Below are 26,167 nucleotides of genomic sequence, written 5' to 3'. Positions count from 1 at the left end.
CTCGCTCCCCCATGGCCTCACCGCGGCAGCACCGGGTCGCCGACCGGCAGGTGCAGCACCCGGTTGACGTAGATGCCGGGCGTGTGGATGGCGTTCGCCGGCAGCATGCCGAGATCGACCGCGTTGTGCGTCTGCACGATCGTCAGCTTCGCCGCCATCGCCATGATCGGATTGAAATTCTGCCCGGTCTCCCTGTAGGTCAGGTTGCCCCAGCGATCGGCCATCCAGGCCTCGATCAGCGCCACGTCGCCGGGCAGCGCCTCCTCCAGGATGCAGGGCCGGCCCTGATACTCGCGCACCTCCTTGCCCTCGGCGATGAGGGTGCCGGCGCCGGTCGGGGTGAAGAAGGCGGGGATGCCGGCGCCGGCGGCGCGGATGCGCTCGGCCAGCGTGCCCTGCGGGATCACCTCCGCCTGCAGCCTGCCGTCGCGCACCCAGTCGCCGGCGACGCTGTTGGCGCGCACGAAGCTGGTGATCACCTTGCGCACCCGGCCCTGGTCGATCAGCCGCGCCACCGCGTTCGGCGGCTTGCCGGGCACGCGCATGCGGCCGGCGGAGTTGATCACCAGGGTCAGGTCGGTCGCGCCCTGCTCGATCAACCCTTCCAGCAGCGCGTTCGGCGCGCCCACCTCGCCGAAGCCGGGCATCATGACGGTGGCGCCGTCCGGGATGCCGGCCATGGCCTCGGCCATGGAGCGGACGAATTTGTCGATCATGCCCGGGCGCTTCCTCCTCGCCTCGCATCCTGCGTTGGCGCGGAGTGTAGGCGCGGCCTCGCCGGCCCGGCCAGCCCCTGGCGGCCGGGCGGGCGGGATGCTTCACTGCGCCCGGGCGCGCGCAGACGCGCCACAGGACGGGAAGGGACGCCATGATCCGCCGCCAGAGGCCCGGGCCGCTGACCCGCCGCGCCGCGCTCGCCCTGCTCGCGGCGCCGGCCATCGCCGGCGCGGAGGCCCGCTTCCCCGATCGTCCGCTGCGCCTCGTCGTGCCCTTCGGCGCCGGCGGCAACCTCGACACGCTGGCGCGGCTGCTGACGCCGGCCGTCGCCGAGCGGCTCGGCCAGCCGGTGGTGATCGAGAACCGGCCCGGCGCCGGCGGCAATCTCGGCACCGAGCTGGTGGCCCGCGCCCAGCCGGACGGGCATACGCTGCTGCTCGGCTCGAACGGCGCCCTCGTCATCAACCCGCTGATCATGGAGCGGGTGCCCTACGACCCGGCGCGGGATTTCCTGCCGGTCTGCCTCTGCTTCCGCACGCCGCAGGTGCTGGTGGCCAGCCCGAAGCTGCCGGTGCGGAGCCTGGAGGAGTTCATCGCCCATGCGAAGGCCCGGCCCGGGCAGCTGCAATGCGGCTCGGCCGGCACCGGCACCTCCAACCACCTCAACATCGAGCTGCTGAACGCCGCGACCGGCATCGGCCTGGTGCATGTGCCCTACCGCTCGAGCGGCGCCGCGACGCCCGACCTGCTGAGCGGCGCGCTCGCCTGCTCGATGGAGCAGGTGACCACCGCCCTGCCGCTGCACCGCGACGGGCAGCTCCGCATCCTCGCCGCCGCCCTGCCGCAGCCCCTGCCGATGCTGCCCGAGGTGCCGAGCCTCGCCGCCGCCGGGGTGCCGGGGGGCGGCCTCGTCTCCTTCATCGGCATCCTGGTGCCGGCGGGCACGCCGTCCCGGCTGATCGCCGCCCTGCAGGCGGGCTTCGCCGGGCCGCTCGCCGATCCGGCGCTGCAGGCACGGGTGGAGGAGACCGGCAGCCTGCTGGCCGATCCGGCGACCCGCAGCCCCGAGGGCTTCGCGGCGCTGCTGCGGCAGGAGGCGGTGCTGTCGCGCCAGGCGGCGGGCCAGGCCGGGCTGCTGCTGCACTGATGACTCCCCACGAAGCCGCGAAGCGGCTTGGATCGGCGCGCCGAAACGCTCTCGCCAGGGCCGGGCGGACGGTCTAGCCTCGGCTGAACGATAGCCGGCTAAGCAATCGGCGGAGGGATCGAGGGTGTCCGAGAGAGAGGTGGTTCGCTTCGAGATCGAGGACGGCATCGGCGTCATCACCATCGACAACCCGCCGGTGAACGCGCTCGGCGCCGGCGTCTCGGAGGGCATCATCGCCGCGGTCGAGCGCGGCGAGGCCGATCCGTCGGTGCGCGCCATGGTGCTGATCGGCGCCGGCCGCAGCTTCATCGCCGGGGCCGATATCCGCCGCTTCGGCACCAAGCGCGAGACGCCGGCGCGCCGCAGCTACGACGTGCTGGAGGGCAGCGCGAAGCCGGTGGTCGCCGCCATCCACGGCTATGCGCTGGGCGGCGGGCTGGAACACGCGCTCTGCTGCACCTGGCGCATCGCCGTGCCCTCGGCGAAGCTCGGGCTGCCCGAGATCCTGATCGGCATCATCCCGGGCGGCGGCGGCACGCAGCGCCTGCCGCGGCTGATCGGCGCGAAGCCGGCGCTGGAGATGATCACCACCGGCCGGCACGTCCCGGCGCCGGAGGCGAAGGCGCTCGGCATCCTGGACGCGCTGGTGGAGGGCGAGCTGCGCGCGGAGGCGATCGCCTTCGCCCGGCGGATCGCCGGCGAGCCGCTGCGCCGCATCGGCGAGCGCCCGCCGCCCGCGGCCGAGCCCGGCCTGTTCGAGGCGGCGCGCAAGGCCATCGCCCGCAAGGCGCGCAACCAGACCGCGCCCTACCACGCCATCGCGGCGGTGGAGGTGGCGACGCGGCTGCCCCTCGCCGAGGGCCTGGCGGAGGAGCGGCGGCTGTTCGGCGAGCTGGAGAATTCCGACGAGGCGCGGGCGCTCCGCTACGCCTTCTTCGCCGAGCGCGAGGTCGCCCGCCTGCCGCATCTGCCGAAGGACCTCGCCGCGCCGGAGATCCGCAGCATCGCCGTGGTCGGCGCCGGCACCATGGGCGGCGGCATCGCCATGAGCTGCGCCGACCATGGCCTGCCGGTGAAGCTGCTCGACGCCTCGCCCGAGACGCTGGCGCGCGGGATGCAGCGCATCCGCGACAACTACGCCGTCTCGGTCCGCCGCGGCAGCCTCGACCAGGCGGCGATGGAGCGCCGCCTGGCGCTGATCCAGCCGGTCGAGCGCTACGAGGATATCGCCGATTGCGACGCGGTGATCGAGGCGGTGTTCGAGCAGCTGCCGGTGAAGCAGGCGGTCTTCGCCGAGCTCGACCGGGTGATGAAGCCCGGCGCGCTGCTGCTGACCAACACCTCGGCCATCGATATCGACCGCATCGCCAGCGCCACCGGCCGGCCGGAGGCGGTGGCGGGGACGCATTTCTTCGCCCCGGCCAATGTCATGAAGCTGTTCGAGGTGGTGGAAGGCGCGCGGACGGCGCCCGAGACCATGGCGGCGGCGATGCGGCTCGGCCGCGCCATCGGCAAGATCAGCGCCTATGCCGGCAATTGCGACGGCTTCGTCGCCAATCGCAGCCGCATCCCCTTCACCATGGAACAGAACCTGATGGTGGAGGAGGGCGCCCTGCCGGAACAGGTGGACCGGGTGATGGTCGCGTTCGGCTATCCGATGGGCCCCTTCGCGGTGAACGACCTCTCCGGCCTCGATGTCAGCTACCAGACCCGGCGGCGGCGGCTGGCGGAGGATCCCGGCTACCGCATGCTGCCGATCCCGGACCGGCTGGTGGAGATGGGGCGCAAGGGGCAGAAATCCGGCGCCGGCTGGTATCGCTACGCGCCGGGCGACCGCACGCCGCACCCTGACCCGGAGGTGCACCGGATCATCCGCGAGGTGGCGGCGGAGCAGGGCATCGCGCAGCGCGACTTCTCCGACGAGGAGGTGCTGCAGCGCCTGCTCTTCGGCTCGGTGAACGAGGCCTGCAAGATGATCGAGGAGGGCAAGTGCCTCCGCGCCAGCGACCTCGACGTGATGTGGCTGAACGGCTTCGGCTTCCCGCGTTACCGCGGCGGGCTGATGGCCTGGGCGGACGGGATCGGCGCCCGCGAGGTCTACAACCAGATCGCCGCCTGGCACCAGCGCTACGGCGCGCGCTGGGCGCCGGCGCCGCTGCTGCGCGAGACCGCCGAGCGCGGCGGGCTGCTGCGCGAGCTGAAGGCGCCGGCGCTGCGCTGACACCATCGCCCTCGGACGCCGGGCGCAATCCTCCGGCTGGCTTGGGCCTTCGCCGCACCTGCGGAGGGCCTCGGACCGGCCAGGAGACCGGTCCGTCGGTAGAACCACGGGAAGGGACACGTCCATGGACCTGCGATTCACGCCCGAGGAGGCCGCCTTCCGCGAGGAGGTGCGCGGCTTCATCCGGGACAACCTGCCGCGCGAGATCCACGAGCGCATGCGCCTCGGCTATCCGCCGCGCAAGCAGGACACCATCGCCTGGCAGCGCATCCTGAACGCCCAGGGCTGGGCCGCCTACAACTGGCCGAAGGCGCATGGCGGGCCGGGCTGGAGCCCGATCCAGCGCATGATCTTCCTCGAGGAGAACCTCTCCGCCCCGGCGCCGGAGCTGCTCTCCTTCAACATCACCATGCTCGGCCCGGTGCTGATCCAGTTCGGCACCGAGGCGCAGAAGAAGCGCTTCCTGCCGCGCGCCGCCAACCTGGACGACTGGTGGTGCCAGGGCTTCTCCGAGCCCGGCGCCGGCTCCGACCTTGCCAGCCTGCGCACCGCGGCGAAGCGGGAGGGCGACCACTACATCGTCAACGGCCAGAAGATCTGGACCTCGACGGCGCACAATGCCGACTGGTGCTTCTGCCTGGTGCGCACCGACCCGACGGCCAAGAAGCGGCAGGAGGGCATCTCCTTCCTGCTGATCGACCTGCGGACGCCCGGGATCGAGGTGCGGCCGATCATCTCCATCGACGGCAGCCACCATCTGAACGAGGTGTTCTTCACCGATGTGAAGGTGCCGGCGGAGAACCTGGTCGGCGAGGAGAATCGCGGCTGGTCGGTGGCGAAATACCTGCTCGGCAACGAGCGCACCGGCATCGCCCGGCTCGGCAAGAGCAAGGAGCGGGTGCGCTTCGCCAAGGAGGTGGCACGCGAGGTGCGCAAGGAGGGCCGGCCGCTGATCGAGGATCGCGGCTTCCGCGCCCGCGTCGCCCAGCTCGAGGTCGACATGAAGGCGCTGGAGATCACCCAGCTCCGCGTCGTCTCCGCCTATGCCAAGGCCGGCGGCAACCGGCCGGACCCGCTCTCCTCGGTGCTGAAGATCAAGGGGACGGAGCTGCTGCAGGCGAGCAGCGAGCTGGTGATGGATGTCGGCGGGCCGCAGGCGATGCCGGTCTGGCAGCAGGAGCTGGCGGCGCTGGCGAACGAGCCGGCGATCGGGCCGGACTGGGCGCCGCAGATGGCGCCCAACTACCTGATGCTGCGGGCCGCCTCGATCTATGGCGGCACCAACGAGATTCAGAAGAACATCCTCAACAAGGCCGTGCTGGGACTCTGAGATGGATTTCGACCCGACCGAGGACCAGCGCCTGCTGGGCGACAGCGTCGCCCGCCTGCTGGCCAGCGAATACAGCTTCGAGCAGCGCAAATCCCTGCTCGGCACGCCGACCGGCTGGAGCGAGCGGCTCTGGTCGCGCTATGCCGAGCTCGGCCTGCTCGGCCTGCCGATCAGCGAGGAGCATGGTGGCTTCGGCGGCGGCCCCGTCGATGTGATGCTGCTGATGCAGGCCTTCGGCCGGCATCTGGTGCTGGAGCCCTATCTGGCGACGGTGGTGCTGGGCGGCACCGCCCTCCGCCTCGCCGGCACCGCGGCGCAGCAGGAGGAGATCCTGCCGGCGATCGCCGAGGGCAGCCTGAAGCTCGCCGTCGCGCATGGCGAGCGGCAGGCGCGCTACGACCTCTCCGACGTGCGCACCACCGCGACGCGCCGCGGCGAGGGCTTCGTGCTGGAGGGGGCGAAAAGCGTCGTCCTGCATGGCGACTGCGCCGACCGGCTGGTGGTCAGCGCCCGCACTGCCGGGCGGGAGGACGAGCCGGAGGGCATCTCGCTCTTCCTCGTCGATGCGGAGGCGCCGGGCCTGGCGCGGCGCGGCTATGCGCTGCGCGACGGCACGCGGGCGGCCGAGCTCTCGCTGAGCGGCGTCGAGCTGCCGCGCGAGGCGCTGCTCGGGCCGCTCGATGGCGGCCTGCCCATCGTCGCGCGGGTGGTGGAGGCGGGCATCGCCGCGACCGCGGCCGAGGTGATCGGCGCGATGGAGACGATGCAGGCCATGACCCTCGACTATCTGAAGACGCGCCAGCAATTCGGCCGGCCGATCGGCGACAACCAGGCGCTGCAGCACCGCGCGGCGGAGATGCTGGTGGCGCTGGAGCAGGGGCGGTCCATGGCCATGCTGGCGACCATGTCGCTGGAGGAGGAGGACGCCGCCGAGCGGGCGCGCGCCATCTCCATGGCCAAGGTCGGGGTCGGGCAGGCCGGGCGCTTCGTCTCGCAGAATGCCGTGCAGCTGCATGGCGGCATCGGCATGACGGAGGAATACGCGGTCGGGCATTTCTTCCGCCGCGTCATGGTGATCGAGCACCTCTTCGGCGACACCGCGACGCATCTGGACCGGCTGGCTGATCAGGTGAGCTAGAGTCCTCTCAGGGCGGAGGGACGCCACAGCTGCCGCGGTGGCTTCGGGCTTCGTCCGCCGGCCTTCGTCGCGCTAGGCTCCGCCGCGGGAGGACCGGGACATGGCGATCGCCGGCATGAAGCAGCGGCTGCGGGCCGGCGAGACCCTCGCCGGCTTCGTGGCGACCATACCCTCGGCGGTCTCGGCCCAGGCCATCGCCGCCGCGGGCGCCGATTTCCTCGTCATCGACCAGGAGCATGGCGCGGTCGGGCCGGAGAGCCTGCACGCCATGATCGCGGCGACGACGGGCACGGGCTGCGCGCCGCTGGTCCGGGTGCCGCGCCAGGACGAGGGCTGGGTGAAGCCGGCGCTCGACCTCGGCGCCGAGGGCATCGTCTTCCCGCAGATCCGCTCGGCCGAGGAGGCGGCGGCCTGCGTCGCGCTGACCCGCTACCCGCCTGCCGGCCGACGCGGCTGGGGCCCCTTCGTCGCGCATGCCCGCTGGGGCACCGGCCTGCAGGACTACCTGCCGCAACGGGCGGCGGCGACGGTCTGCGTGCTGCTGATCGAGACGCGGGCGGCGGTGGAGAACATCGAGGCGATCTGCCGGGTGGAAGGGGTGGATGCCATGATCATCGCCCAGTTCGACCTCGCGGTGGAACTCGGCGTGCCGGGCCGCTTCGATGCGCCCGAATTCCGCGACGCCTTCGCGCATCTGGAACACGCGATCCTCGGCGCCGGCATCCCGCTCGGCGCCGCCGCGCTGACGCAGGAGCAGACGGCGGCGCTGCTCGCGCGCGGCCACCGCCTGCCGGTGCATGGCTTCGACGTGCTGATGCTGGCCAACGCCGTCCGCCAGGCCGCGGCCTGGCGCCGGCCGGGCGGTTGATTCAGCCCAGCGCCCCCGCCTCCCGCAGCCGCCGGATCTCGGCCGGGGCATAGCCGTGCTCGGCCAGGATCGCCTCGGTGTCGCCGCCGAGCGCGGGCGGCGGGGTGGCCGGCGCCTTGGTCTCGCCGGCGAGGTGCAGCGGGCTGTCCACCGTCCAGCCGCCGGTGGTGGTGGGGCGGATGGCGCCCATGGCCCGCGCCTGCTCCGAGGCCGCCGCCTCCCCGGTCGTCGTCACCGCATCGAAGGTGAGGCCGGCGGCATCCAGCACCGGCCGCCAGTCGGCGAGGCTGCGGGCGGCGAAGCCGGCATCGAGCAGCGGGATCAGCGCCTGCGCATGCTCGCGCCGCAGCGCCTGGGTGGCGAAGCGCGGGTCCTCGCCCCAGGCGGGGTGGCCGAGGATGGCGAGCAGCGCCGGCCATTGCCGCGCCTCGTTCAGCAGGGCGAGCAGGAACCAGCGCCCGCAGCCGGCGCGGTAGAGGTTGGTCAGCGCGCTCGGCGCCCGCTCGCGCGGCGGGCGGGGGATGAAGCGCGCCTCGTCCAGCGCCGCCTGCACCATGAAGCCATTGGCCCAGAGCCCGGCGCCGAGCAGCGTCGCCGAGACCAGCCCGCCCTGGCCGGTGCGCTCCCGCCGGTAGAGGGCGGTGGCGATGGCGCCATAGAGCGCGACGCCGGTCGGGTGGTCGCCGAGGCCGGCGACGGAGCGGGCCGGGGGCGCGGTGGCATCGGACCGCACCAGGTCCATCAGCCCGCTGCGGGCCCAGTAGGCGGTGGCGTCGAAGCCGGTCTTGTCCGCCTCCGGCCCGGTCTCGCCATAGGCGGTGAGCGCGGCGTAGATCAGCCGCGGGTTCAGGCCGAGCAGCGTCTCCGGCGCGATGCCGAGCCCGGCGCGCAGCCGCGGGATGGCGTTGGTGACGAAGACATCGGTGTCGCGGATCAGCCGGTGCAGCACCGCCTGCGCCTCCGGCCGCTTCAGGTCCAGCACCAGGCCGCGCTTGCCGCGGTTGTCGAGCACCCAGGGATAGTCGGTCTCGCCGCGCGGCTGGCCGGGGGCGGTGGCGAGGGCGCGATAGGCGTCGCCGCCCGGCGGCTCCAGCTTGATCACCTCGGCGCCGAAATCGCCGAGGATGGTCGCGGCCGCGGGCGCGGCGACATAGCTGGCGGCGTCGATCACCCTGAGCCCGGCGAAGATCCCGGTCATTGGCGACGTCTCCCCTGTTTTGCCGCCATGCTGCGGCGATGGGGCAGCGGCTGCAACCGGAGATCGCGCGCGCCGCATCCGGCTGCCGCCCGTTGCCCTGCCGCGGCTTCGGGGAGAGCTACCGCACGCCGTTCTGCGAGATGCCGACCGGCACGGCGGTGCGGCCGCCATCGACCACGTATTGCGCGCCGGTGATGTTGCTGGCGAGGTCGCTGCACAGGAACAGCACGAGATTCGCCACCTCCTCCGCCCTGCCGTAGCGGCGCAGCGGCAGGCCGGCGGCATAGCCCTCCTCCACCGCCTCCGGGCGGTTGGGCGAGACCTGCTTGGCGATGTCGCGGACCATGCGGGTGTCGATCGGGCCAGGGCAGATGGCGTTCACCCGGATGCCGAGCCGCCCGACCTCGCCGGCGGCCACCTTGGTCAGCCCGATCACCGCATGCTTCGAGGCGACATAGGCCGGCATGCCCGCCGTGCCGACGAGGCCGGCGATGGAGGCGGTGTTCACCACCGCGCCGCGCTCCTGGCGGATCATCACCGGCAACACGTGCCGCAGGCCGAGGAAGACGCCCTTGACGTTGACGCCCATCACCGCGTCGAAGATCGCCTCCTCATACTCGGCGGTGGGCGCCACCTTGCCCTCGATGCCGGCATTGTTGTGGAAGCAGTCGATGGCGCCGAAGGCATCCAGCGTCGCCTGCACATAGGCCGCGACATCGGCGCCGCGGGTCACGTCCGCCTGGCGGAAGATCGCCGCCTGGCCGAACTCGGCGGCGAGCGCGGCGCCCGCCTCGGCATCGCGGTCGACGATGGCGACCCTGGCGCCGCGCGCGACGAAGCCGCGGACGGTCGCCGCGCCGATGCCGTTCGCGCCCCCGGTGACGAGGGCGACCTTGCCGCTGAAATCCATGTGTTCCTCCCCTCCGCCCTGGCGACGGTTGCCCAGGCATGCTGCCGGCAGCGGCGGCGGGAGACAATGGGCGGCGGCGTCAGCCCAGGTCGGGGCGGCCCAGGGTGGGGTGGTTCACGGCACGGCGGATCAGCGCTCGATCTCCTCGAGCGAGAGGCCGAAGGCGGCGACGCCCTCGGAGAGCAGGTCGCCCACCATGTCCATGCCGAGCAGGTAGTCGCCGGCGCCGCCATTCTCGTTCCGCTCGGCGGCGAGGCGCAGCGCCTCCTCCCATTCCTCCGACCCGAAATCGCCGCGGCCGACCCAGGCGAGGGCGATGAGCGCCGCCTGCTCGTCCTCGTTGAGCCCGTCGATGAACTCGCGCAGCGAGTCCTCGGTCAGGTCGTCCGGATTCTCCTGCAACAGCGCCGCCTCGCTGTTCTCGTCCTCGGAGAGCTGCGCCGGATCGGTCTCCTCGGTCACCTGCACGGCGCGCGCATGATCCACGACGGTTGCAACCGTCTCGAGGCTGATGCCGAGATCCACGTCATCGTCGTCGTCGGGCGCTCTGGCCATGGCGGGTCGATCCCTCGAAAGCCCCGGTAAGGCCGCAAAGGCCACTTCGGTTGCATGGCGGTTCCCGCCCGCGGCGGGAATCTTCGCTGGGAACAGAAGGCCGAACGCCCGCGTTGGCGGGGGCAATTCCCCGCGCCAGAGCGCGCAATCGGACAGAGGTCCTTAGACGATGCTCAAGTTGCGTGCAAGCGCGACGCCCGGGTGGCGTCTCATCGCCCTTGGGGTCGTGCTTGCCGGAGCGCTGCTGCCCCTGCCGAAGGAGGGCGGCTCGGCCGCCCATGCCATGTCGACCGGGCCGGCGGGTCCGGGGCCCTCCTGCGGCAGGCCGGAGGGGCTGCCGGCGGTGCTCGAGCCGGGGCTGGTGCGGGCCGAGCGGCCGCGCAGCCAGGCCTCGGCGCCGGCCGTGCCGGAGGCCGAGCCGCTGGAGGCGCCGGCGGTGGCGATGCACGCCTTCTTCACCTGCCGCGGCGCCGCGCCGCGGCCGCAGCCCGTGATCCAGGGCTGGCGTGCCAGCGGGCCCGTCCGGCGCAGCTGAGCGGCCGCCGCGGATCATGGTCCCGGTCGTTGTCTGGTCGCGCGCTTCACGCCCTAGACGCGCCGGGAGAGATCGACCAGCCCGGCGAAGCCATCCTCGGTGCCGAAGGCGAGATGCGTGCCGGCGGCGTTCCAGCCGAGGGCCGAGATGCCGCCATGCCCGGGGGCGGCCACCGGCACCACCTTGCCCGAGGCGATCTCGGCGATCAGCACCAGCCCATCGGCGAAGCCGGCGGCCACCACCTCGTGCTGCGGATGGCAGGCGACGGCGTTGCAGAGCACGCCATCGCCGCCGGCCAGCTCGGTCGGCGCCTTGCCCATCGGGCCGCCGCCGAAGAAGGGCCAGATCACGATCGCATCGGCGCCGCTGGTCGCCAGCCAGCGGCCGCGGGCGGTGAAGGACAGGAACTGCGTCTTCGAGGGATAGCCCGACATGCGCATGTGTTGGCCATCGGCCAGGCGCCAGCCATGCAGGGCGTTCTCCTGCATCGCCGTGACCACATGCGTGCCGTCCGGGCTGATGGCGATGGCGGCATGGCTGCCCTTCCATTCCAGCAACCGCGGCTTGTCCTCCTTCGAGGCGACGAACCAGAGGCTGGCGCCGTTGTAGTGGCTGGCGGCGACGCGCTTGCCCTTGGCGTCGAAGGCAATGCCGCCGACCGAGGAGGGGTGCAGGAGCGTCTTCAGCCGCTGCCCCTTGCCGTCGAAGAGGTGGAGCTGCTTGCCGAGGCTCGCGGCGCGCAGCCCGCTCTCATGCGCCGCCACATGCTCCACCCATTTCATGGCGCCGAGGCTGGCGATCTCGGTCGTCGTGCCATCCGGGGCGGTGCGCAGCAGGCGGCCATCATCGCCGCCGGTGAGGTAGCCGTCCTTCGCATCGGCCGCGAGCGAGAGCACCGCGCCGTCATGCGCCGCGACGCTCCGCCAGTCCTGCTCCGGCGCCGCCGGCTGGACGATGCGGAGCGTGCCGTCGCCGAGCCCGAAGCCGAGGCTGCCGTCCCGTCCGAAGGCGAGGCCGACCACCCAGGCGCCGAGCTCGCGCGAGGCGCCGCGCGTCTCGAGCAGGAAATCCGCCGCCTCGTCGCTCACGCGTCCACCTGGCAGCTCTCGAAGCCGCGGCGGAGCTGCGGCCGGTTCAGGTCGCGGCCGATGAAGACGATCTTCGACCTGCGCGGATCGCCCTCCTTCACCGGGCCGATGAAGTCGCCATCGGCGATCATGTGCACCGCCTGGAAGGCGAAGCGGCGGTCGTCATTGGCGTAGTAGAGGATGCCCTTGGTGCGCAGCAGGTCCTGGCCCTTGTTGGCGAGGAGCTGCGTCATCCAGGCATTGAAGCGCTCCGGGTCCATGGGGCGGGAGACCTCGAAGGAGACGCTCATCACCTCGCTGTCGTGCTCGTGCTCGTCCTCGCCCGAGAGGAATTCCGGCTCCCGCTCCAGGATGCGCTTGAGGTCGAAGGCCTCGCGGCCGATCACCGCCTCGATCGGCACGTCGGACTTGGTGCTGCGGCGGATCTCGGCCCAGGGGTTGAGGGCGCGCACCTTGCGCTCCACCGCCTCCGCCTCCTCCGGCGAGACGAGGTCCATCTTGTTCAGCAGGATGATGTCGGCGAAGGCGATCTGCTCCTCCGCCTCCTTGCTGTCGGCGAGGCGCGCCGGCAGGTTCTTGGCGTCCACCACTGTGACGATGGCGTCCAGCCGGGTGGCGCGCTTGACGTCCTCGTCGGCGAAGAAGGTCTGGGCGACCGGGGCGGGATCGGCGAGGCCGGTGGTCTCGACGATGATGCCGTCGAATTTGCCGCGACGCTTCATCAAGCCGCCGATGATGCGGATCAGGTCGCCGCGGACGGTGCAGCAGATGCAGCCGTTGTTCATCTCGAAGACTTCCTCGTCGGCATCGACGACGAGGTCGTTGTCCACGCCGAGCTCGCCGAACTCGTTGATCACCACGGCGAATTTCTTGCCGTGGTTCTCGCTGAGGATGCGGTTCAGCAGGGTGGTCTTGCCGGCGCCGAGATAGCCGGTGAGGACGGTGACCGGGACGGGAGAGGCTTCGCTCATCCGGGGAACTCCAGGGGTACGGAAGGGCCCCGAGAGGGGGCCAAAGGGAGGAATGCTTCGCGCGCAATATGGTGCAGCGGCGGCGGCGGGCAAAGAGCGGCCCCCAGGGAAGGGGGAAGGAGGCGGTCCGGCGGGGAAATCGCCCGGCCGGCCACAACGATCGCCGCCGCCCCGGGTTAAGGGAGCAGGCAACCCGGAGACGCGCCATGGCCATCGGAGACCCCAATCCCGGCAGCTCGAAGAAGGGCGGGATCGATACGCGGAGCAGCGACGCCCGGGGCAAGCAGGCCGACGAGGTGAAGCCGCATGCCGAGCGGGCGGCCGAAAAGCCGGCGGAGCCGGCGCCGCGCGGCGACGAAACGAAGGGAGCCTTCAAGGACCAGGTGGGGCACTGATCCAATCCCCACGAAGCCGCTGCGCGGCTCCGTGGGGACCCCGTGACCCGCCTCGCCTCGGAGGGGCGTCACGGCCCGCCGCGGCCTGGCCGCGGCCGGCTGTGACCCAACCTCGGACCCAGGGGGCATCCATGAGCCCCCACGAAGCCGCGAAGCGGCTCGATGGGGCGTTCAGGCCGCCTCGGCGCGGATGGCCTCGCCCAGCACCCCGAACAGCCGGTCGACATGCGGGCGCTCGACGATCAGCGGCGGCGAGAGGGCGATGATGTCGCCCGTCACCCGGATCAGCACGCCATCGTCGAAGCAGCGGCGGAAGACCTCCGTCGCCCGCGCCCCGGGCTTGCCGGCGCGCGGCGCCAGCTCGATGCCGGCGATCAGGCCGCAATCGCGGATGTCGATGACGTTCGGCAGGCTGCGCAGGCTGTGCGCCGCCTCCTGCCAATAGGGCTCGATGGCGCGCGCCCGGCCCGGCAGGTCCTCCGCCCGGTGCAGGTCGAGCGTGGCGATCGCCGCCGCCGCCGCCAGCGGATGGCCGGAATAGGTGTAGCCGTGGAACAGCTCGATGCCGGCCGCCGCGCCGTCCACCACCGCGTCGTAGACGGCGTTCTGCACCGCGACCGCGCCCATCGGCACCGCGGCGTTGGTCAGGCCCTTGGCCATGGTCATGATGTCGGGCGTGACGCCCAGCCGCTCGGCGCCGAAGGGGGTGCCGAGGCGGCCGAAGCCGGTGATGACCTCGTCGAAGATCAGCAGGATGCCGTGCCTGGTGCATAGCTCGCGCAGCCGCTCCAGATAGCCGACCGGCGGCACCAGCACGCCGGTGCTGCCCGCCACCGGCTCCACCATCACCGCGGCGATGGTCTCGGCGCCGTGCAGCGCGACCAGGGCCTCCAGCGCGTCGGCGAGATGCGCGCCCTCGGCCGGCTGGCCCTTGGCGAAGAGGTTGGCCGCCAGGCCATGGGTGTGCGGCAGGTGGTCGACATAGGGCAGCAGGGCGCCGAATTGCTTGCGGTTGCCGCCGATGCCGCCCACCGACATGCCGCCGAAGCCGACGCCGTGATAGCCGCGCTCCCGCCCGATCAGCCGCACCCGGCTGCTCTCGCCGCGGGCCTTGTGATAGGCGAGGGCGATCTTGAGGGCGGTGTCGGCGCTCTCGCTGCCGGAATTGGTGAAGAAGATCCGGTCCATGCCCTCCGGCGTCATCTCGGCGATGCGCGCCGCCGCCTCGAAGGCGATGGGATGGCCGAGCTGGAAGGTGGGGGCGTAGTCGAGGATGGCGGCCTGCTTCTGGATCGCCTCCTTGATCTCGACCCGCCCGTGGCCGGCATTGCAGCACCAAAGGCCGGCGGTGCCGTCCAGCACCTCCTTCCCCTCGGGCGTGTAGTAGGACATGCCCTCGGCGCGGGCGAGCATGCGCGGATGCGCCTTGAAGTAGCGGTTGTCGGAAAAGGGCATCCAATAGGCGTCCAGGTTGTTCGGACGCGACACGCTCATCTCGTTCATGCAAGAAACTCCGCCGGCTGCGGCCAAGGAACACCCGCGGCTGCCCCAGGGCAAGGGAGATGCAAGGACCATGCGAGAGGCCGCGGCCGCCGCGCGGGCCATGCGCGGAGGGCGGGGCGGACCTGCCGCGCCGCCAGCGGGATTGAAGCGCCGGCCGCCCCGGCCCAGTCTCGCCTCCCATCCGCCGGGCCGGCTGCGCCCGGCCGCTTCCGGGAGCCAGATCGATGTCGGAAGGCCGCCTGCTCATCGGCAACAAGCGCTACTCCTCCTGGTCGCTGCGCGGCTGGCTGGCGGTGCACCTGGCCGGGCTCGAGGTGGAGGAGGTGCTGATCCCCTTCGTCCGCGGCGAGGGCATCGCCAGCACCCCGGCGATCCTGGACGCCACGCCGGCCGGGCTGGTGCCCTATCTGGAGCATCGCGGCGCCCGGGTCTGGGAGAGCCTCGCCATCTGCGAATACTGCGCCGAGCAGGCCCCCGGCCTCTGGCCGGAGGAGCGCGCCGCCCGCGCCCGCGCCCGGTCGATGGCCGCCGAGATGCATGCCGGCTTCCGCGGCCTGCGCCAGGCGATGTGGTTCAATGCCGGGCGGGATTTCAGCGGTCTCGGCCGCACGCCCGAGGCGCTGGCCGATATCGCCCGCATCGAGCGCGCCTGGGCCGAGGCGCTCGATGCGGGCGGCGGCCCCTTCCTCGGCGGCGCCCGCTTCACCCTGGTGGATGCGATGTACGCGCCGGTGGTCGGCCGCTTCCTCACCTGGCGGCCGGCGCTTGCGGCGACCACGGAGGCCTATGTGCAGGCGGTGCGCCGGCATCCGCTGGTCGAGCGCTGGTATGCCGAGGCGCTGGCCGAGCCCGAGGCCTGGCAGCTCGCCGGCTACGAGACGCCGCCGGCGACGTGACCACCGCGCGCGCCATCGGCCGCTCGCTGCGCACCTATTACGCGCCCGGCCGGGCGGCGCGGCTGGATGCCTTCCATCGCCGCTTCCTCGGGCCGGGGGAGCTCGCCTTCGATATCGGCGCGCATGTCGGCGACCGGGTGGCGAGCTTCCGCCGGCTCGGCGCGCGGGTGGTGGCGGTGGAGCCGCAGCCCCGCCTGGCCCGGCTGCTGCGGCTGCTCTTCGGCCGGGATGCCGGCGTGGCCTTGCAGGCGGTGCTAGTCGGCGCGGCGCCGGGCGAGGCGGTGCTGCGGCTGAACACGGCGAACCCGACGGTGGCCAGCGCCAGCCCGGACTTCATCGCCGCGGCGGCCGGGGCGCCGGGCTGGGAGGGGCAGGCCTGGGATGCCGAACTGGCGCTGCCGGTGACGAGCCTCGATGCCCTGATCGCGGCGGCGGAGCAGCCGGATTTCATCAAGATCGATGTCGAGGGCCAGGAGGCGGCGGCGCTGGCCGGGCTCACCGCCGCGCCGCGCAGCCTCTCCTTCGAGTTCACCACCCTCCAGCCCGGCGTGGCGCTGGCCTGCCTCGACCGCCTCGCGGCGCTGGGCTACCGCGCCTGCAATGCCTGCCTCGGCGAGAGCATGCGCTTCGAGCATCGCCAGCCGATCGGGCTGGAGGCCATGGCCGGCTGGATCGCCGCCCTGCCGGCCGCGGCCAATAGCGGCGATGTCTATGCCAGCCGGGAGCCGGCGCGGCTCGCGGCGGAGATTGCCTGATCCGCCCGGCCCGGGTGTAGCCTGGCCGGCAAGGCGGCGGCGCCCCAAGGGCCGCCCGGCGGGAGGAGACATCATGACGCACGCCTCGCGGCGCGGGTTGCTGGCCGCGCCCCTCGGCCTGCTGGCCCGGCCCGGGCTGGCCGCCGAGGACTACCCGACCCGGCCGGTGCGCTTCGTGATGCCGGCCTCGCCGGGTTCGGGCGTCGACATCCTGACGCGCGCCCTGGCCGATGTCCTGCAGCGGCGCACCGGCTGCGCCTTCGTCATCGACAACCGCAACGGCGCGGCCGGCGCGATCGGCGCGCGGCATGCGGTCACCCAGCCCGCCGATGGCTACACGCTGTTCTATGGCGGGCCCAATTTCGTCATCCTGCCGGTGATGAACCGGGCCTTCGCCCGGGAGATCGATGTCCGCACCGCCTTCGACCCGGTGACCATCGCCGGCAGCGGTCCCTTCCTCCTGGTGGCCAGCCCGAAGCTGCCGGCGCGCGACATCGCCGGCTTCGTCGCCTGGCTGAAGGCGCATCCCGGGCGGTGGAATTGCGCCACCTCCGGCATCGGCGCCACCGTGCATCTGCTCTGCGAGCTGTTCTGCCTGCGGGCCGGCGGGCTGCAGGGCACCATGGTGCCCTATCGCGGCGACGGGCTGGCGGTGCAGGCCGTGGCGAATGGCGAGGCGCATTGGACCATCGCCGTCTCCGGCAGCACCAAGCCCTTCGTCGATGCCGGCTCGGTGCGGGCCATGGCGGTCACCGGCGCGGCCCGGATGGCGGCGCTGCCCGACGTGCCGACCCTGGCCGAGACGGGGCTCGCGCCGGGGATCGAGACCACCGCCTGGCTCGCTTATTTCGTGCCTGGCGGCACGCCGCCGGCGCGCATCGCCTGGCTGCAGCGGGAGATCGCCGCCGCCATGCACGACCCGGCGATGCGCGAGCGGCTGGAGATGCTGGGCTTCGAGCCGGTCGGCTCCGATCCCGAGACGCTGCGGCAGGTGGTGGCGCGCGACCTCGCGCTCTGGACCCGAGTGGTGCAGGAGGCGCGGATCGCGCCGCTCGAATAGGGCCGTCGCGGCTCAGCTCGGTCCCGATCCCGCATAGAGCGCGGCGATCTCCGGCCCGTAGCCGCTGAGCGGCCGGGCGGCGCGGGGCCGGGCCGGGCGCGGCAGGCCGGCCAGCGCCGCGGCGAGCCGCACCGCCGCCGCCGTGCCGTCGATGAGCGGCACCGGCACCGCCGGCTGCAGCAGCGGCGCCAGGCCGGCCAGCGGCCCGCCGGCCAGGATCACCGCCTCCGCCCCGTCCTGCGCGATGCTGTCCCGCACCAGGGCGAGCAGGGCGGCCTGCTCGGCCGCGCCGAAGACTGCCGGATAGGCGGCGTCCGGCGGCCCCATGCGGAAGCCGGCGCAGCGCCCGCGCAGCCCGTGATGGTCGAGGCAATCCTCGAACATCGGCCGCAGCGCCGCGGAGAAGGAGACGATGCCGAAGCGCCGGCCGAGCATGGCGGCGGCGTGGAAGGCGGCCTCGGAGAGGCCGATCACCGGCACGTCCAGCAGCAGCTTCGCCGCCTCCAGCGCCGGATCGCCGAAGACCGCGATGACGGCGGCGTCGTAGGCGCCGCGGTGGGCGGCCAGCGCCGCCAGGATCGGCGGGCCGGCCAGCAGCCAGTCGGCGCGGGTGACGATCAGCGGCAGGCCATAGGGCGCGGTCGCCGCCTCGATGGCGACGCCCGCCGGGGCGGCGGCGCGGGCGGCCGCGGCGATGCGCTCGGTCACGGCCTCGGTGGTGTTGCCGTTGAGGACGAGGAGGCGGGTCATGCGGGGTCTCCGGCGCGGCCGGCGCAGCCTCGCCCGCCGCCGCCGGCCGGGGAAGCCCCCGCCGCCCCTACAGATCCTTCAGCACCGCCCAGAGATTGGCCTTGCCCTCGAAGCCGATGCCGGGGAGGTCCGGCATGCGGATGCGGCTGTCCTGCACCGGCGTGCTGTCGGCGAAGCCGCCGAAGGGCGCGAAGACCTCCGGATAGCTCTCATTGCCGCCGAGGCCGAGCCCGACCGCGATGTTCAGCGCGAATTGGTGCCCGCCATGCGGCACGCAGCGGCGCGGCGACCAGCCGTGCTCCTGCAGCATGGCGAGGGTGCGGAGGTATTCGACCAGGCCGTAGGAGAGGGCAGGGTCGAATTGCAGGATGTCGCGGTCGGCGCGCAGCCCGCCATGGCGGATCAGGTTGCGGGCGTCCTGCATCGAGAACAGGTTCTCGCCGGTCGCCAGCGGCCCGGCATAATGCTCGGCGAGGGTCGCATGCGTGGCGTAGTCGAGCGGGTCGAGCGGCTCCTCGTACCAGCGCAGCCGATAGGGGGCGAGGGCGGCGCCATAGGCGAGCGCCGCATGCAGGCCGAAGCGGCCGTTGACATCGACGCAGAGCCGCGAGCCGTCGCCGCCGAGCAGCTTCAGCACCGCCTCGATCCGCGCCAGGTCGAGGGTCAGCGCATCCTTGATGGCGGTGCCGGGGGCGCCGCCGATCTTCATCTTCACCACGCTGTAGCCGAGGTCGAGATAGCGCTGCATCTCGGCCACCAGCTCGTCCAGCCCCTTGCCGGGGTAGTAGTAGCCGCCGGCGGCATAGATCCAGGCGCTCGCATCCGCCTCGCCGCCGCGGTAGCGGTCGGCCAGCAGCCGCCAGAGCGGCTTGCCGGCGAGCTTCGCCGCGGCGTCCCAGAGCGCCATGTCGAGCACCCCGACCGCGACGCTGCGGTCGCCATGGCCGCCCGGCTTCTCGTTGCGCATCATCGCCGCCCAGGCGCCGGCCGGCTCCAGCCCGCCATCGGCATGGGCGAGCAGGGCCTCCGGCGTCTCCAGCAGACGGGGGATGAAGCGCTCGCGCAGCAGGCCGGGCTGGGCGTAGCGGCCGTTGCTGTTGAAGCCGTAGCCGGTGGCGCTGCGGCCATGCCCGTCCTCGACCGTCACCGCGACGACCGAGGCGGTCATCTTGGAGAAGTCGATATAGGCATTGGCGATGGCGGAGGCGATCGGCACCACGCCGTCGCGGACCGAGGCGATGCGCATCAGCCGATGACCTCGGTGACAGCGATGCGGAGGCCGGGCAGCGCCGCGGGTTCCAGCATGTCGCCGCGCGCGGCGCGCGTGGTGGCCAGATAGGCCTCGTCCTTCGGCTCGCGGTACACCTCCACCACGCCCTCCCCGAGATTGACGATCCAGACCTCCGGCACCTTGTGTCGGGCATAGAGCGGGAGCTTCACCCGCCGGTCATAGGCGAGGCTGCTCTGCGCGACCTCGACCAGCAAGAGGACGTCGGCCGCGGTGGGATGCGCGCCGCGATAGAAGTCGGCGCGCGGCCGCAGGAGCATGAAATCCGGCTGCGGCTCATTGGTGTCGGAGAGCCGCAGCGGGCTCTGCGCCGTCACGGTCGCCCGGCCCTGCACGGCGCCGGCCAGCACGGCGATGAGGCCGTTCACGGCCGCGCTGTGCGGGCTGCCGATGGGCACCATGTCGACGATCTCCCCCTCGATCAGCTCGACGCGGTCGTCGCGCGTCAGGATGCCGGCTTCCGCCATCCGGTAGTAGCCATGGATGTCCAGCTTGTGCCGCCGCACCTCGGGAACCCGCTCCAGCAGCCCTGGCCTGTCGCCGTCCATCGCCGCCTCCACTCATCGGACCCAGCATAGCCCAGAACGCCCGCCCGCGCCCGTCGCCACCCGTTGCCCTGCCGCGGCTTGGCCGCGGCAGGCTGTGCGAGGCCGTGCCGGGGAGGGCATCCCGGGGCCCCCACGGAACCGCGCAGCGGTTTCGTGGGGCGTATCAGACCGCTCCCTTGGCCCGGAGTGCCGCCAGCTCCTCGGCCGAGACGCCGAACTCCGCCAGCACCTCGGCGGTATGCTCGCCCCGCTCCGGCGTCGGCCGGCGCGGCGGCTCGACCCCCTCCAGGGTCATCGGCGACCGCACCAGGTTGAGGGTGCCGAGGCTCGGATGCTCCACCGGCCATTCGAGGCCGAGATGCCGTACCTGCGGGTCGGCGAAGACCTCGTCCATGGCATAGACCGGGCCGCTCGGCACGCCGGCCTTGTTCAGCCGGGCGATCCAGTTCGCCGCGGTGTCGGTCTCCAGCACCGATTGCAGCAGGGCGTTGGTCTTCTCGCGGTTCTGGGCGCGGCTGCGGTCGGTGGCGAAGGCCGGGTCCTTCGCCTGCTCCTCGAGGCCGAGGGTGGCGACGATGCGGTTCCACATCTCCTGGCCGCCGCCGGCCAGGTTCATCAGCCCGTCGCTGGTGCGGAACAGCCCGGTCGGCACCGTGGTCGGGTGGTCGTTGCCGGCCTGCTTCGGCACCTCATGCGCCATGGTCCAGCGCGTCGCCTGGAAATCCATCATCGCCACCATGGCCTCCAGCAGCGAGGTATGCACCCAGCGCCCCTTGCCGGTCTGCTCGCGCTCCAGCAGGGCGACGAGGATGCCGATGGCGGTGTAGAGGCCGGCGGTCAGGTCGGCGACCGGGATGCCGACGCGCACGGGGCCTTGTCCCGGCAGGCCGGTCACGCTCATCAGCCCGCCCATGCCCTGGGCGATCTGGTCGAAGCCGGGGCGGCGGGCATAGGGGCCGGTCTGGCCGAAGCCGCCGATCGAGCCGAGCACGATGCGCGGGTTGATGGCCGAGAGCGCCTCGTAGCCGATGCCGAGCCGGTCCTTCACGTCCGGGCGGTAATTCTCCACCACCACATCGGCTTTCTCGACCATCCGCCGGAACAGGGCCAGCCCGTCCGGCTGCTTCAGGTTCAGGGTGATGCCGCGCTTGTTGCGGTGCACCTGCTGGAAATCCGGCCCGTGCCGGTCCCCGCCCATGCCGCTGCCGGTGTCGATCTCCTCCGGGGCCTCGATCTTGATGACATTGGCGCCCCAATCGGCGAGCTGGCGCACGCAGGTGGGGCCGGAGCGGACGCGGGTGAGGTCGAGGACGGTGAAGCGGGCGAGCGGCAGCATGGGTCGTGCCTCCTGGTCCAGGCCGCCGGACGCGCCGCGACCGGCCTGCCACGAAAGCCGCACCGCCCGGGAGCGCCCCCGGGCCGCGACAGCCACGGCTTGATAACCGGCCCCGGCCCCGGCACCAATGGGCCCGACCCGGGGAGGAACCCATGGACGAGCTGCTCTACGAGACCCGCGACGGCATCGGCTTCGTCACGCTGAACCGGCCCCAGGCGCGCAACGCCCTGACCTTCCCGATGTACGAACGGCTGCGGGAGATCGCGCTGGCGGCCGGGGAGGACCCGGCGCTGCGGGCCATCGTCATCACCGGTGCCGGCGAGAAGGCCTTCGCCGCCGGCACCGACATCGCCCAGTTCCGCAGCTTCAGCACGCCGCAGGACGCGCTCGACTATGAGGCGCGGATCGACCGGGTACTGGTCGCGCTCGAGGAATGCCCGAAGCCGACCATCGCCGCCATCGCCGGCGCCTGCACCGGCGGCGGCGCCGCCATCGCCGCGGTCTGCGACCTGCGCATCGCCGCGGCCAATGCGCGCATCGGCTTTCCCATCGCCCGGACGCTCGGCAATTGCCTGTCGATGGCGAATTACGGCCGCCTCGCCGCGCTGATCGGCCCGGCGCGGGTGATCGACCTGATCTACACCGCGCGGCTGGTCGAGGCGGAGGAGGCGAAGGCGATCGGCCTGCTCTCCGAGGTGCTGCCCGACCATGCGGCGCTGCAGGCGCGCGCGGCCGAACTCGCCACGACGATCGCCGGCCACGCTCCGCTGACGCTGCGGGCGACGAAGGAGGCGATGCGCCGGCTGCGCCTGGCGGCGCGCCAGGTGGAGGGCGACGACCTGGTGACGATGTGCTTCACCAGCGAGGATTTCCGCGAGGGGGTGGCGAGCTTCCTCGCCAAGCGCCCCATGGCCTGGAGGGGGCGATGAGCCCGGCGCCGGAGCGCTGCCCGGCCTGCCGGGCGGAGCTGACGGATCGCGCCGGCTCGCCGGCGTTGCGGCATCTCGCGCCCAGTGCCCGCCGCTCGCGCGCCCGCAGCCTGAGCGATGCGGCGGGCGATCCGGTCTGGGAATGCCCTGATTGCGGCCATCGCTGGGACCGGCAGCACGGGCGGACGGGGACCGCGCAGGGGCGGCGGCGCGAGCCGCGGCACTGAGGCCGCCAGGCCACCAGGCCGGCTGGAGGATGCCGGCCCTGGGATGCATGAGAGGGCGGTCGGCCATGTGGCCGACGCCGGGGAGGATACCACGCATGATTCCGCGCCGCCGCCTGCTGGCCGCCACCGCGCTGCCCTTCGCCGCCCCGCTCCTGGCCCCTGGCCCCGCCCGCGCCGCCTGGGCGCCGGACCGGCCGGTCACCATGCTGGTCGGCTTCGCGCCCGGCGGCGGCACCGACATCATCACCCGCCTCCTCGCCCCGGCGCTGCAGGCCGAGCTCGGCCAGCCCATCGCGGTGGAGAACCGCCCAGGGGCGAGCGGCACCATCGCGGCGCTGGCCGGCTGCCGCGCCGCGCCGGATGGCCAGACCCTCTTCATGACGACGGTCAGCGCCTCGGCCGTGGTGCCGCCGCTGATGCAGCCGCCGCCCTTCGACATCCACCGCGACCAGACGGCCATCTGCCTCGCCGCCACGGTGCCGCTGGTCGCGGTGGTGCCGATGAGCTCGCCGGCGCGCGACCTCGGGGCCTTCATCGACTACGCCAGGGCGAGGCCGGGGCAGCTCAACTACTCCTCCTCCGGCGTCGCCACGCAGCAGCACCTGGCGGCCGAGCTGCTCTGCGCCGAGGCCGGCCTCCGCATGACGCATGTGCCCTTCCGCGGCACCGGCCAGGCGGTGAACGAGATCCTGGCCGGGCGGATCGACCTCGCCATCGACACCTTCCCGACCTACCTGCCGCATATCCGCGGCGAGCGGGTGCGGGCGCTCGCCACCACCATGCCGCGGCGGATCGAATGGCTGCCCGACCTGCCGACCGTGGCCGAGAGCGGCTTCCCCGGCTTCGATGCCGATGTCTGGTACATGCTGATGGGCCCGGCCGGGCTGCCGGCGCCGATCCGCGATCGCTGGGCGGCGGCGGTCAACCGGGCGCTGCAGGACCCGGTGCTGCAGCCGCGCATCCGCGAGGCCGGCTTCATCCCCGGCGGCGGCAGCAGCGAGGATGCGGCGGCGCTGCTCCGCCGGGATGCCGCGCGCTATGCCGGGCTGATCAAGGCGGCCGGGATCCGGATCGAGTAGGCATGCCGGCCGGGTCAGCCCGGGCGGCGACCGCGGCCGAGCTGCTTCGGCGGCACCGCATCCGGCACCGGCTCCGGCCCCGCCATGGTGCGGAGGATCAGCACCACCGCCGCCTTGGCCGGCAGGTCCAGCCGCCGATAGGCGCGCAGCAGCGCCTCCTCGTCGCCGGCCAGCAGGCCGAGGGAGGCCTGGTCCTCCTCCAGCAGCTCGGCCGGCGGCGGCGTGTCCGGATCGAGCCCGACGAGATAGGAGACGCTGGTCGCCAGCGCCTCCGCCAGCCGGATCAGCCGCTGGCCGCGCGGCGGCGGCACCTTGCCGGCGGCCAGGCGGTCGAGGAAGTCCGGCGGCAGGCCGGCCTGGCGGCAGGCCTCCTCGGGCGTCAGGCCGAGGCGATCCAGCCTTCCCTCGATCAGCGCCAGCATGGGCGGGGCAGCATCCGACATCGACCTTCCAGAACCTCCCGGGCCGGCTGGAGCATCTGCACCCGATCATACCCGGCGCACGACGTGCTGGCCTACGGCCCGCGGGGCCGAGCGCCCGGATGGGCGCCGCGCCCCGTGGCGCGCAGCCAGGCAAACCGGAGGGTTGCGCCCGGCGCGTGAGGGGCGGGGCGGTGAAACCGTCCTGCGCCCGGCATCAGGCGAGTCCACCCGATCGGGATCGTCTCCAGGAGGCACCGCGCTTGACCCCGCCGCCCATGCCTCGCGACATGCGGGCTTCGACCGGGAGCATCCAAATGGTTTCTCGCCGCCCCCTGCTGGGCCTCGCCGCGCTTGCGCCCGTTGCCGCCCGTGCCCAGGCCCCGACCCCGGGCTGGGCCCCGAACCGCCCGCTGCACCTCATCGTGCCGATCGCGCCCGGCGGCGCCCTCGACATCACCGCCCGCATGCTGGGCGAGCGGCTGCAGCCGCTGCTCGGCCAGAGCGTGGTGGTGGAGAACCGCGCCGGCGCCGGCGGCAATATCGGCGCCGAATTCGTCGCCCGGGCGGAGAAGGACGGCCATACGCTGCTGATCGGCGCGGCGAACACGCTGGTCGCCAACAAGTACCTCTACGGCTCGCGCATGCCGCTCGACCCGTTGAAGGACCTGGCGCCGATCAGCCGCGTCTCGACCGGCACCATCCTGATGGTGGTGAACGCGAAGCGTCCCTGGACGAGCTTCGCCGAGCTGGTGGCCGCCGCCAGGGCGGCGCCGGGGAAGATCACCATGGGCTCCTCCGGCACCGGCACCACCAGCCATCTCACCATGGAGCTGGTGAAGAAGGTGGCCGGCATCGACATCACCCATGTGCCCTATCGCGGCGGCGGGCCGGCCATCCAGGACCTGCTCTCGGGCAATATCGACATGATGTTCGACGTCATGCCGGCGCTGATGCCGCATGTGCGGGAGGGGCGGTTCCGGGCGCTCGCGGTCGGCAGCGCCAGGCGCGTCACCTATGTGCCGGGGCTCGAGGCGGTGCCGGGCATGGACGAGCTGCTGCCCGGCAAGGGCGTGGACGCGCAGGTCTGGTACGCCATCATGGCGCCGGCCGGCACGCCGCAGCCGGCGCTGGCGCGGCTGCATGCGACGATTACCCAAGTGGCGCGGGCGCCGGAGTTCGGCGAGCGCCTGGTGCCGCTCGGCTTCCAGCCGGTCACCGATGCCAGCCCGGAGGAATTCGGCCGCTTCCTCGCCGCCGAGGAAGGGCGCTGGAGGACGCTGGTCGAGATCAGCGGCGCGCAGGCGGAATAGGGCTGCCGCGGCGGGGCCGCCGGGCTTGCCCCGGCGGCATCGGCGCGCGAGCCTCTCCGGCAACAGGGGAGGCAAGGCCATGAAGATCGGCGCCGGGATGTTCTTCACCGACTATTCCATGCATCCGGCGGAGCTCGCCCGGGCGCTGGAGGAGCGCGGCTTCGAGAGCCTCTGGGCGCCGGAGCACTCGCACATCCCGCTCGGCCGCAAGGCGGCCTATCCGGGCGGCGGCGAGCTGCCGAAGATGTATTACGACGTCATGGACCCCTTCGTGACGCTGACCGCCGCGGCGGGGGCGACGACGACGCTCCGCCTCGGCACCGGCATTTGCCTCGTCGTGCAGCGCGACCCGATCCAGACCGCGAAGCTGGTCGCCTCGATCGACCAGGTCTCGGGCGGGCGCTTCCTCTTCGGCGTCGGCAATGGCTGGAACCGCGACGAGATCGAGGACCACGGCACCGTCTTCGAGACCCGGCACAAGCTGGCGCGCGAGCGGATCGAGGCGATGCAGGCGATCTGGACGCAAACCAAGCCGGAATACCAGGGCGAGTTCGTCGCCTTCGGCCCGATGATGACCTGGCCGAAGCCGGTGCAGACGCCGCACCCGCCGATCATCGTCGGCGGCGCCTTCCCCTGGGGCGCGAAGCGCGCGGTGCGCTACGGCAATGGCTGGATGCCGCACCGGGTGCGCCAGCACTATGCCGATGTGGCGGCGCTGGTGCCGCAATTCCGCGCCCTGTTGGCCGAGGCCGGCCGCAGCGAGGCGGACTGCCCGGTGACGATCTGGGGCGCGAAGGAGGACCGCGACGCGCTGCTCGCCGACCGCGACCTCGGGATCGAGCGCGTGGTGGTGAGCCTGGAGGCGGCGAAATCCGATGTCATCCTGCCGCAGCTCGACCGCTGGGCGAAGCTGGTCGAGGCGGTGAGGTAGCGGCAGGCCCGGGGGCGAATCACGGGCCTCCGACTGCGGCGCGTAGCGAGGTCGTGGGGA

Annotated in this window: 27 protein-coding genes; 15 read left to right on the top strand and 12 right to left on the bottom strand. The window is 72.9% G+C overall.

The features are described from left to right. Positions 1–17: 17 nt before the first annotated feature. A complete protein-coding gene (locus DOO78_RS11660) occupies positions 18–716 on the bottom strand; it encodes a CoA transferase subunit A (protein WP_111469943.1) in 699 nt (232 codons plus the stop codon). Between the two features lie 152 nt (positions 717–868). On the opposite strand from DOO78_RS11660, the gene DOO78_RS11655 reads away from it, so the two are divergent. The 5 genes from DOO78_RS11655 to DOO78_RS11635 all read left to right on the top strand — a co-directional run bounded on the left by DOO78_RS11655 (position 869) and on the right by DOO78_RS11635 (position 7,421). Further along, the gene (locus DOO78_RS11655; protein WP_111469942.1) at positions 869–1,864 is read left to right on the top strand and encodes a Bug family tripartite tricarboxylate transporter substrate binding protein; all 996 of its coding nucleotides are present in this window, start codon (positions 869–871) and stop codon (positions 1,862–1,864) included. A gap of 124 nt (positions 1,865–1,988) precedes the next feature. After that, positions 1,989–4,085 (top strand): 3-hydroxyacyl-CoA dehydrogenase NAD-binding domain-containing protein, encoded by a 2,097-nt coding sequence (locus DOO78_RS11650; RefSeq protein ID WP_111469941.1) that lies wholly within the window; start codon positions 1,989–1,991, stop codon positions 4,083–4,085. 124 nt (positions 4,086–4,209) lie between these two features. Beyond that, on the top strand, positions 4,210–5,415 hold the full coding sequence (locus tag DOO78_RS11645) for an acyl-CoA dehydrogenase family protein (protein WP_111469940.1): 1,206 nt from the start codon (positions 4,210–4,212) through the stop codon (positions 5,413–5,415). Between the two features lies 1 nt (position 5,416). Beyond that, complete coding sequence (locus DOO78_RS11640) at positions 5,417–6,553, top strand: acyl-CoA dehydrogenase family protein (RefSeq protein WP_111469939.1); 1,137 nt, start codon at positions 5,417–5,419, stop codon at positions 6,551–6,553. Positions 6,554–6,653: 100 nt separating this feature from the next. Then, positions 6,654–7,421, top strand: a complete 768-nt coding sequence (locus tag DOO78_RS11635; RefSeq protein WP_111469938.1) for an HpcH/HpaI aldolase family protein — start codon at positions 6,654–6,656, stop codon at positions 7,419–7,421. A 1-nt stretch (position 7,422) separates the two neighbouring features. Here the strand turns inward: DOO78_RS11635 and DOO78_RS11630 are convergent, their stop codons facing one another. From DOO78_RS11630 to DOO78_RS11620, 3 genes are all read right to left on the bottom strand, one after another. Continuing rightward, positions 7,423–8,619, bottom strand: coding sequence for a CaiB/BaiF CoA transferase family protein (locus tag DOO78_RS11630; protein WP_111469937.1), 1,197 nt, complete (start codon positions 8,617–8,619; stop codon positions 7,423–7,425). Between the two features lie 118 nt (positions 8,620–8,737). Beyond that, a complete protein-coding gene (locus tag DOO78_RS11625) occupies positions 8,738–9,529 on the bottom strand; it encodes an SDR family NAD(P)-dependent oxidoreductase (protein ID WP_111469936.1) in 792 nt (263 codons plus the stop codon). A 129-nt stretch (positions 9,530–9,658) separates the two neighbouring features. Then, positions 9,659–10,084 carry a DUF3775 domain-containing protein gene (locus DOO78_RS11620; RefSeq protein WP_111469935.1) on the bottom strand — a complete coding sequence of 142 codons (426 nt, stop codon included), beginning with the start codon at positions 10,082–10,084 and terminating at the stop codon, positions 9,659–9,661. Positions 10,085–10,310: 226 nt separating this feature from the next. On the opposite strand from DOO78_RS11620, the gene DOO78_RS11615 reads away from it, so the two are divergent. After that, positions 10,311–10,619 carry a hypothetical protein gene (locus DOO78_RS11615; RefSeq protein ID WP_111469934.1) on the top strand — a complete coding sequence of 103 codons (309 nt, stop codon included), beginning with the start codon at positions 10,311–10,313 and terminating at the stop codon, positions 10,617–10,619. A gap of 53 nt (positions 10,620–10,672) precedes the next feature. Here the strand turns inward: DOO78_RS11615 and DOO78_RS11610 are convergent, their stop codons facing one another. Both DOO78_RS11610 and DOO78_RS11605 read right to left on the bottom strand, forming a co-directional pair. Next, positions 10,673–11,707 (bottom strand): WD40 repeat domain-containing protein, encoded by a 1,035-nt coding sequence (locus DOO78_RS11610; protein WP_243634514.1) that lies wholly within the window; start codon positions 11,705–11,707, stop codon positions 10,673–10,675. After that, positions 11,704–12,678, bottom strand: a complete 975-nt coding sequence (locus DOO78_RS11605) for a CobW family GTP-binding protein (RefSeq protein ID WP_111469932.1) — start codon at positions 12,676–12,678, stop codon at positions 11,704–11,706. Before DOO78_RS11605 ends, DOO78_RS11610 begins: the two co-directional genes overlap by 4 nt. Before the next feature lie 206 nt (positions 12,679–12,884). Here DOO78_RS11605 and DOO78_RS11600 point away from each other — a divergent pair, with 206 nt between their 5' ends. Next, the gene (locus DOO78_RS11600) at positions 12,885–13,073 is read left to right on the top strand and encodes a hypothetical protein (RefSeq protein WP_111469931.1); all 189 of its coding nucleotides are present in this window, start codon (positions 12,885–12,887) and stop codon (positions 13,071–13,073) included. A gap of 171 nt (positions 13,074–13,244) precedes the next feature. On the opposite strand, the gene DOO78_RS11595 is transcribed toward DOO78_RS11600, so the two are convergent. Continuing rightward, on the bottom strand, positions 13,245–14,576 hold the full coding sequence (locus tag DOO78_RS11595) for an aspartate aminotransferase family protein (RefSeq protein WP_408887573.1): 1,332 nt from the start codon (positions 14,574–14,576) through the stop codon (positions 13,245–13,247). A 224-nt stretch (positions 14,577–14,800) separates the two neighbouring features. Here DOO78_RS11595 and DOO78_RS11590 point away from each other — a divergent pair, with 224 nt between their 5' ends. The 3 genes from DOO78_RS11590 (at position 14,801) to DOO78_RS11580 (ending at position 17,287) form a co-directional block, all read left to right on the top strand. Further along, the gene (locus tag DOO78_RS11590) at positions 14,801–15,472 is read left to right on the top strand and encodes a glutathione S-transferase (protein ID WP_111469930.1); all 672 of its coding nucleotides are present in this window, start codon (positions 14,801–14,803) and stop codon (positions 15,470–15,472) included. Then, positions 15,469–16,227 carry an FkbM family methyltransferase gene (locus DOO78_RS11585; protein WP_111469929.1) on the top strand — a complete coding sequence of 253 codons (759 nt, stop codon included), beginning with the start codon at positions 15,469–15,471 and terminating at the stop codon, positions 16,225–16,227. Before DOO78_RS11590 ends, DOO78_RS11585 begins: the two co-directional genes overlap by 4 nt. A 73-nt stretch (positions 16,228–16,300) precedes the next feature. Next, positions 16,301–17,287, top strand: a complete 987-nt coding sequence (locus DOO78_RS11580; RefSeq protein ID WP_165838849.1) for a Bug family tripartite tricarboxylate transporter substrate binding protein — start codon at positions 16,301–16,303, stop codon at positions 17,285–17,287. 12 nt (positions 17,288–17,299) lie between these two features. On the opposite strand, the gene DOO78_RS11575 is transcribed toward DOO78_RS11580, so the two are convergent. The 4 genes from DOO78_RS11575 to DOO78_RS11560 form a co-directional block, all read right to left on the bottom strand. Beyond that, complete coding sequence (locus DOO78_RS11575) at positions 17,300–18,037, bottom strand: aspartate/glutamate racemase family protein (protein ID WP_111469927.1); 738 nt, start codon at positions 18,035–18,037, stop codon at positions 17,300–17,302. A gap of 67 nt (positions 18,038–18,104) precedes the next feature. Further along, entirely contained in the window at positions 18,105–19,283 is a 1,179-nt protein-coding gene (locus DOO78_RS11570; RefSeq protein ID WP_111469926.1) for an enolase C-terminal domain-like protein, read from the bottom strand. Further along, positions 19,283–19,873 carry a Uma2 family endonuclease gene (locus tag DOO78_RS11565; RefSeq protein ID WP_111469925.1) on the bottom strand — a complete coding sequence of 197 codons (591 nt, stop codon included), beginning with the start codon at positions 19,871–19,873 and terminating at the stop codon, positions 19,283–19,285. Before DOO78_RS11565 ends, DOO78_RS11570 begins: the two co-directional genes overlap by 1 nt. A gap of 163 nt (positions 19,874–20,036) precedes the next feature. Further along, positions 20,037–21,209 carry a CaiB/BaiF CoA transferase family protein gene (locus tag DOO78_RS11560; RefSeq protein WP_111469924.1) on the bottom strand — a complete coding sequence of 391 codons (1,173 nt, stop codon included), beginning with the start codon at positions 21,207–21,209 and terminating at the stop codon, positions 20,037–20,039. A 152-nt stretch (positions 21,210–21,361) separates the two neighbouring features. Between DOO78_RS11560 and DOO78_RS11555 the strand changes: the two genes are divergently transcribed. From DOO78_RS11555 to DOO78_RS11545, 3 genes are all read left to right on the top strand, one after another. Beyond that, the gene (locus DOO78_RS11555) at positions 21,362–22,138 is read left to right on the top strand and encodes an enoyl-CoA hydratase/isomerase family protein (RefSeq protein ID WP_111469923.1); all 777 of its coding nucleotides are present in this window, start codon (positions 21,362–21,364) and stop codon (positions 22,136–22,138) included. Next, positions 22,135–22,365: a hypothetical protein gene (locus DOO78_RS11550; RefSeq protein WP_111469922.1), complete on the top strand. Its 231-nt coding sequence runs from the start codon at positions 22,135–22,137 to the stop codon at positions 22,363–22,365. The genes DOO78_RS11555 and DOO78_RS11550 overlap by 4 nt, the downstream gene beginning before the upstream one ends. Positions 22,366–22,460: 95 nt before the next feature. Then, the gene (locus DOO78_RS11545; protein WP_165838848.1) at positions 22,461–23,444 is read left to right on the top strand and encodes a Bug family tripartite tricarboxylate transporter substrate binding protein; all 984 of its coding nucleotides are present in this window, start codon (positions 22,461–22,463) and stop codon (positions 23,442–23,444) included. Between the two features lie 14 nt (positions 23,445–23,458). Here DOO78_RS11545 and DOO78_RS11540 read toward each other — a convergent pair whose 3' ends face one another. Further along, the gene (locus tag DOO78_RS11540) at positions 23,459–23,887 is read right to left on the bottom strand and encodes a helix-turn-helix domain-containing protein (protein WP_111469920.1); all 429 of its coding nucleotides are present in this window, start codon (positions 23,885–23,887) and stop codon (positions 23,459–23,461) included. Between the two features lie 293 nt (positions 23,888–24,180). Here DOO78_RS11540 and DOO78_RS11535 point away from each other — a divergent pair, with 293 nt between their 5' ends. Continuing rightward, on the top strand, positions 24,181–25,176 hold the full coding sequence (locus DOO78_RS11535; protein WP_165838847.1) for a Bug family tripartite tricarboxylate transporter substrate binding protein: 996 nt from the start codon (positions 24,181–24,183) through the stop codon (positions 25,174–25,176). Positions 25,177–25,255: 79 nt separating this feature from the next. Continuing rightward, complete coding sequence (locus tag DOO78_RS11530; protein ID WP_165838846.1) at positions 25,256–26,107, top strand: LLM class F420-dependent oxidoreductase; 852 nt, start codon at positions 25,256–25,258, stop codon at positions 26,105–26,107. Positions 26,108–26,167 lie beyond the last annotated feature (60 nt).

It is taken from the genome of Roseicella frigidaeris (assembly GCF_003258945.1).
Classification (GTDB): domain Bacteria; phylum Pseudomonadota; class Alphaproteobacteria; order Acetobacterales; family Acetobacteraceae; genus Paracraurococcus; species Paracraurococcus frigidaeris.
Note: the sequence above shows the minus strand (reverse complement) of the source record. Positions and strands in the feature narration are given on the sequence as shown.

Coding starts and splice junctions, on each gene's coding strand:
- DOO78_RS11660 (WP_111469943.1), bottom strand. CDS start 716: ATGATCGACAAATTCGTCCGCTCCATGGCCGAGGCCATGGCCGGCATC.
- DOO78_RS11655 (WP_111469942.1), top strand. CDS start 869: ATGATCCGCCGCCAGAGGCCCGGGCCGCTGACCCGCCGCGCCGCGCTC.
- DOO78_RS11645 (WP_111469940.1), top strand. CDS start 4,210: ATGGACCTGCGATTCACGCCCGAGGAGGCCGCCTTCCGCGAGGAGGTG.
- DOO78_RS11640 (WP_111469939.1), top strand. CDS start 5,417: ATGGATTTCGACCCGACCGAGGACCAGCGCCTGCTGGGCGACAGCGTC.
- DOO78_RS11635 (WP_111469938.1), top strand. CDS start 6,654: ATGGCGATCGCCGGCATGAAGCAGCGGCTGCGGGCCGGCGAGACCCTC.
- DOO78_RS11630 (WP_111469937.1), bottom strand. CDS start 8,619: ATGACCGGGATCTTCGCCGGGCTCAGGGTGATCGACGCCGCCAGCTAT.
- DOO78_RS11625 (WP_111469936.1), bottom strand. CDS start 9,529: ATGGATTTCAGCGGCAAGGTCGCCCTCGTCACCGGGGGCGCGAACGGC.
- DOO78_RS11620 (WP_111469935.1), bottom strand. CDS start 10,084: ATGGCCAGAGCGCCCGACGACGACGATGACGTGGATCTCGGCATCAGC.
- DOO78_RS11605 (WP_111469932.1), bottom strand. CDS start 12,678: ATGAGCGAAGCCTCTCCCGTCCCGGTCACCGTCCTCACCGGCTATCTC.
- DOO78_RS11600 (WP_111469931.1), top strand. CDS start 12,885: ATGGCCATCGGAGACCCCAATCCCGGCAGCTCGAAGAAGGGCGGGATC.
- DOO78_RS11595 (WP_408887573.1), bottom strand. CDS start 14,576: ATGAACGAGATGAGCGTGTCGCGTCCGAACAACCTGGACGCCTATTGG.
- DOO78_RS11590 (WP_111469930.1), top strand. CDS start 14,801: ATGTCGGAAGGCCGCCTGCTCATCGGCAACAAGCGCTACTCCTCCTGG.
- DOO78_RS11580 (WP_165838849.1), top strand. CDS start 16,301: ATGACGCACGCCTCGCGGCGCGGGTTGCTGGCCGCGCCCCTCGGCCTG.
- DOO78_RS11575 (WP_111469927.1), bottom strand. CDS start 18,037: ATGACCCGCCTCCTCGTCCTCAACGGCAACACCACCGAGGCCGTGACC.
- DOO78_RS11570 (WP_111469926.1), bottom strand. CDS start 19,283: ATGCGCATCGCCTCGGTCCGCGACGGCGTGGTGCCGATCGCCTCCGCC.
- DOO78_RS11565 (WP_111469925.1), bottom strand. CDS start 19,873: ATGGACGGCGACAGGCCAGGGCTGCTGGAGCGGGTTCCCGAGGTGCGG.
- DOO78_RS11560 (WP_111469924.1), bottom strand. CDS start 21,209: ATGCTGCCGCTCGCCCGCTTCACCGTCCTCGACCTCACCCGCGTCCGC.
- DOO78_RS11555 (WP_111469923.1), top strand. CDS start 21,362: ATGGACGAGCTGCTCTACGAGACCCGCGACGGCATCGGCTTCGTCACG.
- DOO78_RS11550 (WP_111469922.1), top strand. CDS start 22,135: ATGAGCCCGGCGCCGGAGCGCTGCCCGGCCTGCCGGGCGGAGCTGACG.
- DOO78_RS11545 (WP_165838848.1), top strand. CDS start 22,461: ATGATTCCGCGCCGCCGCCTGCTGGCCGCCACCGCGCTGCCCTTCGCC.
- DOO78_RS11540 (WP_111469920.1), bottom strand. CDS start 23,887: ATGTCGGATGCTGCCCCGCCCATGCTGGCGCTGATCGAGGGAAGGCTG.
- DOO78_RS11535 (WP_165838847.1), top strand. CDS start 24,181: ATGGTTTCTCGCCGCCCCCTGCTGGGCCTCGCCGCGCTTGCGCCCGTT.
- DOO78_RS11530 (WP_165838846.1), top strand. CDS start 25,256: ATGAAGATCGGCGCCGGGATGTTCTTCACCGACTATTCCATGCATCCG.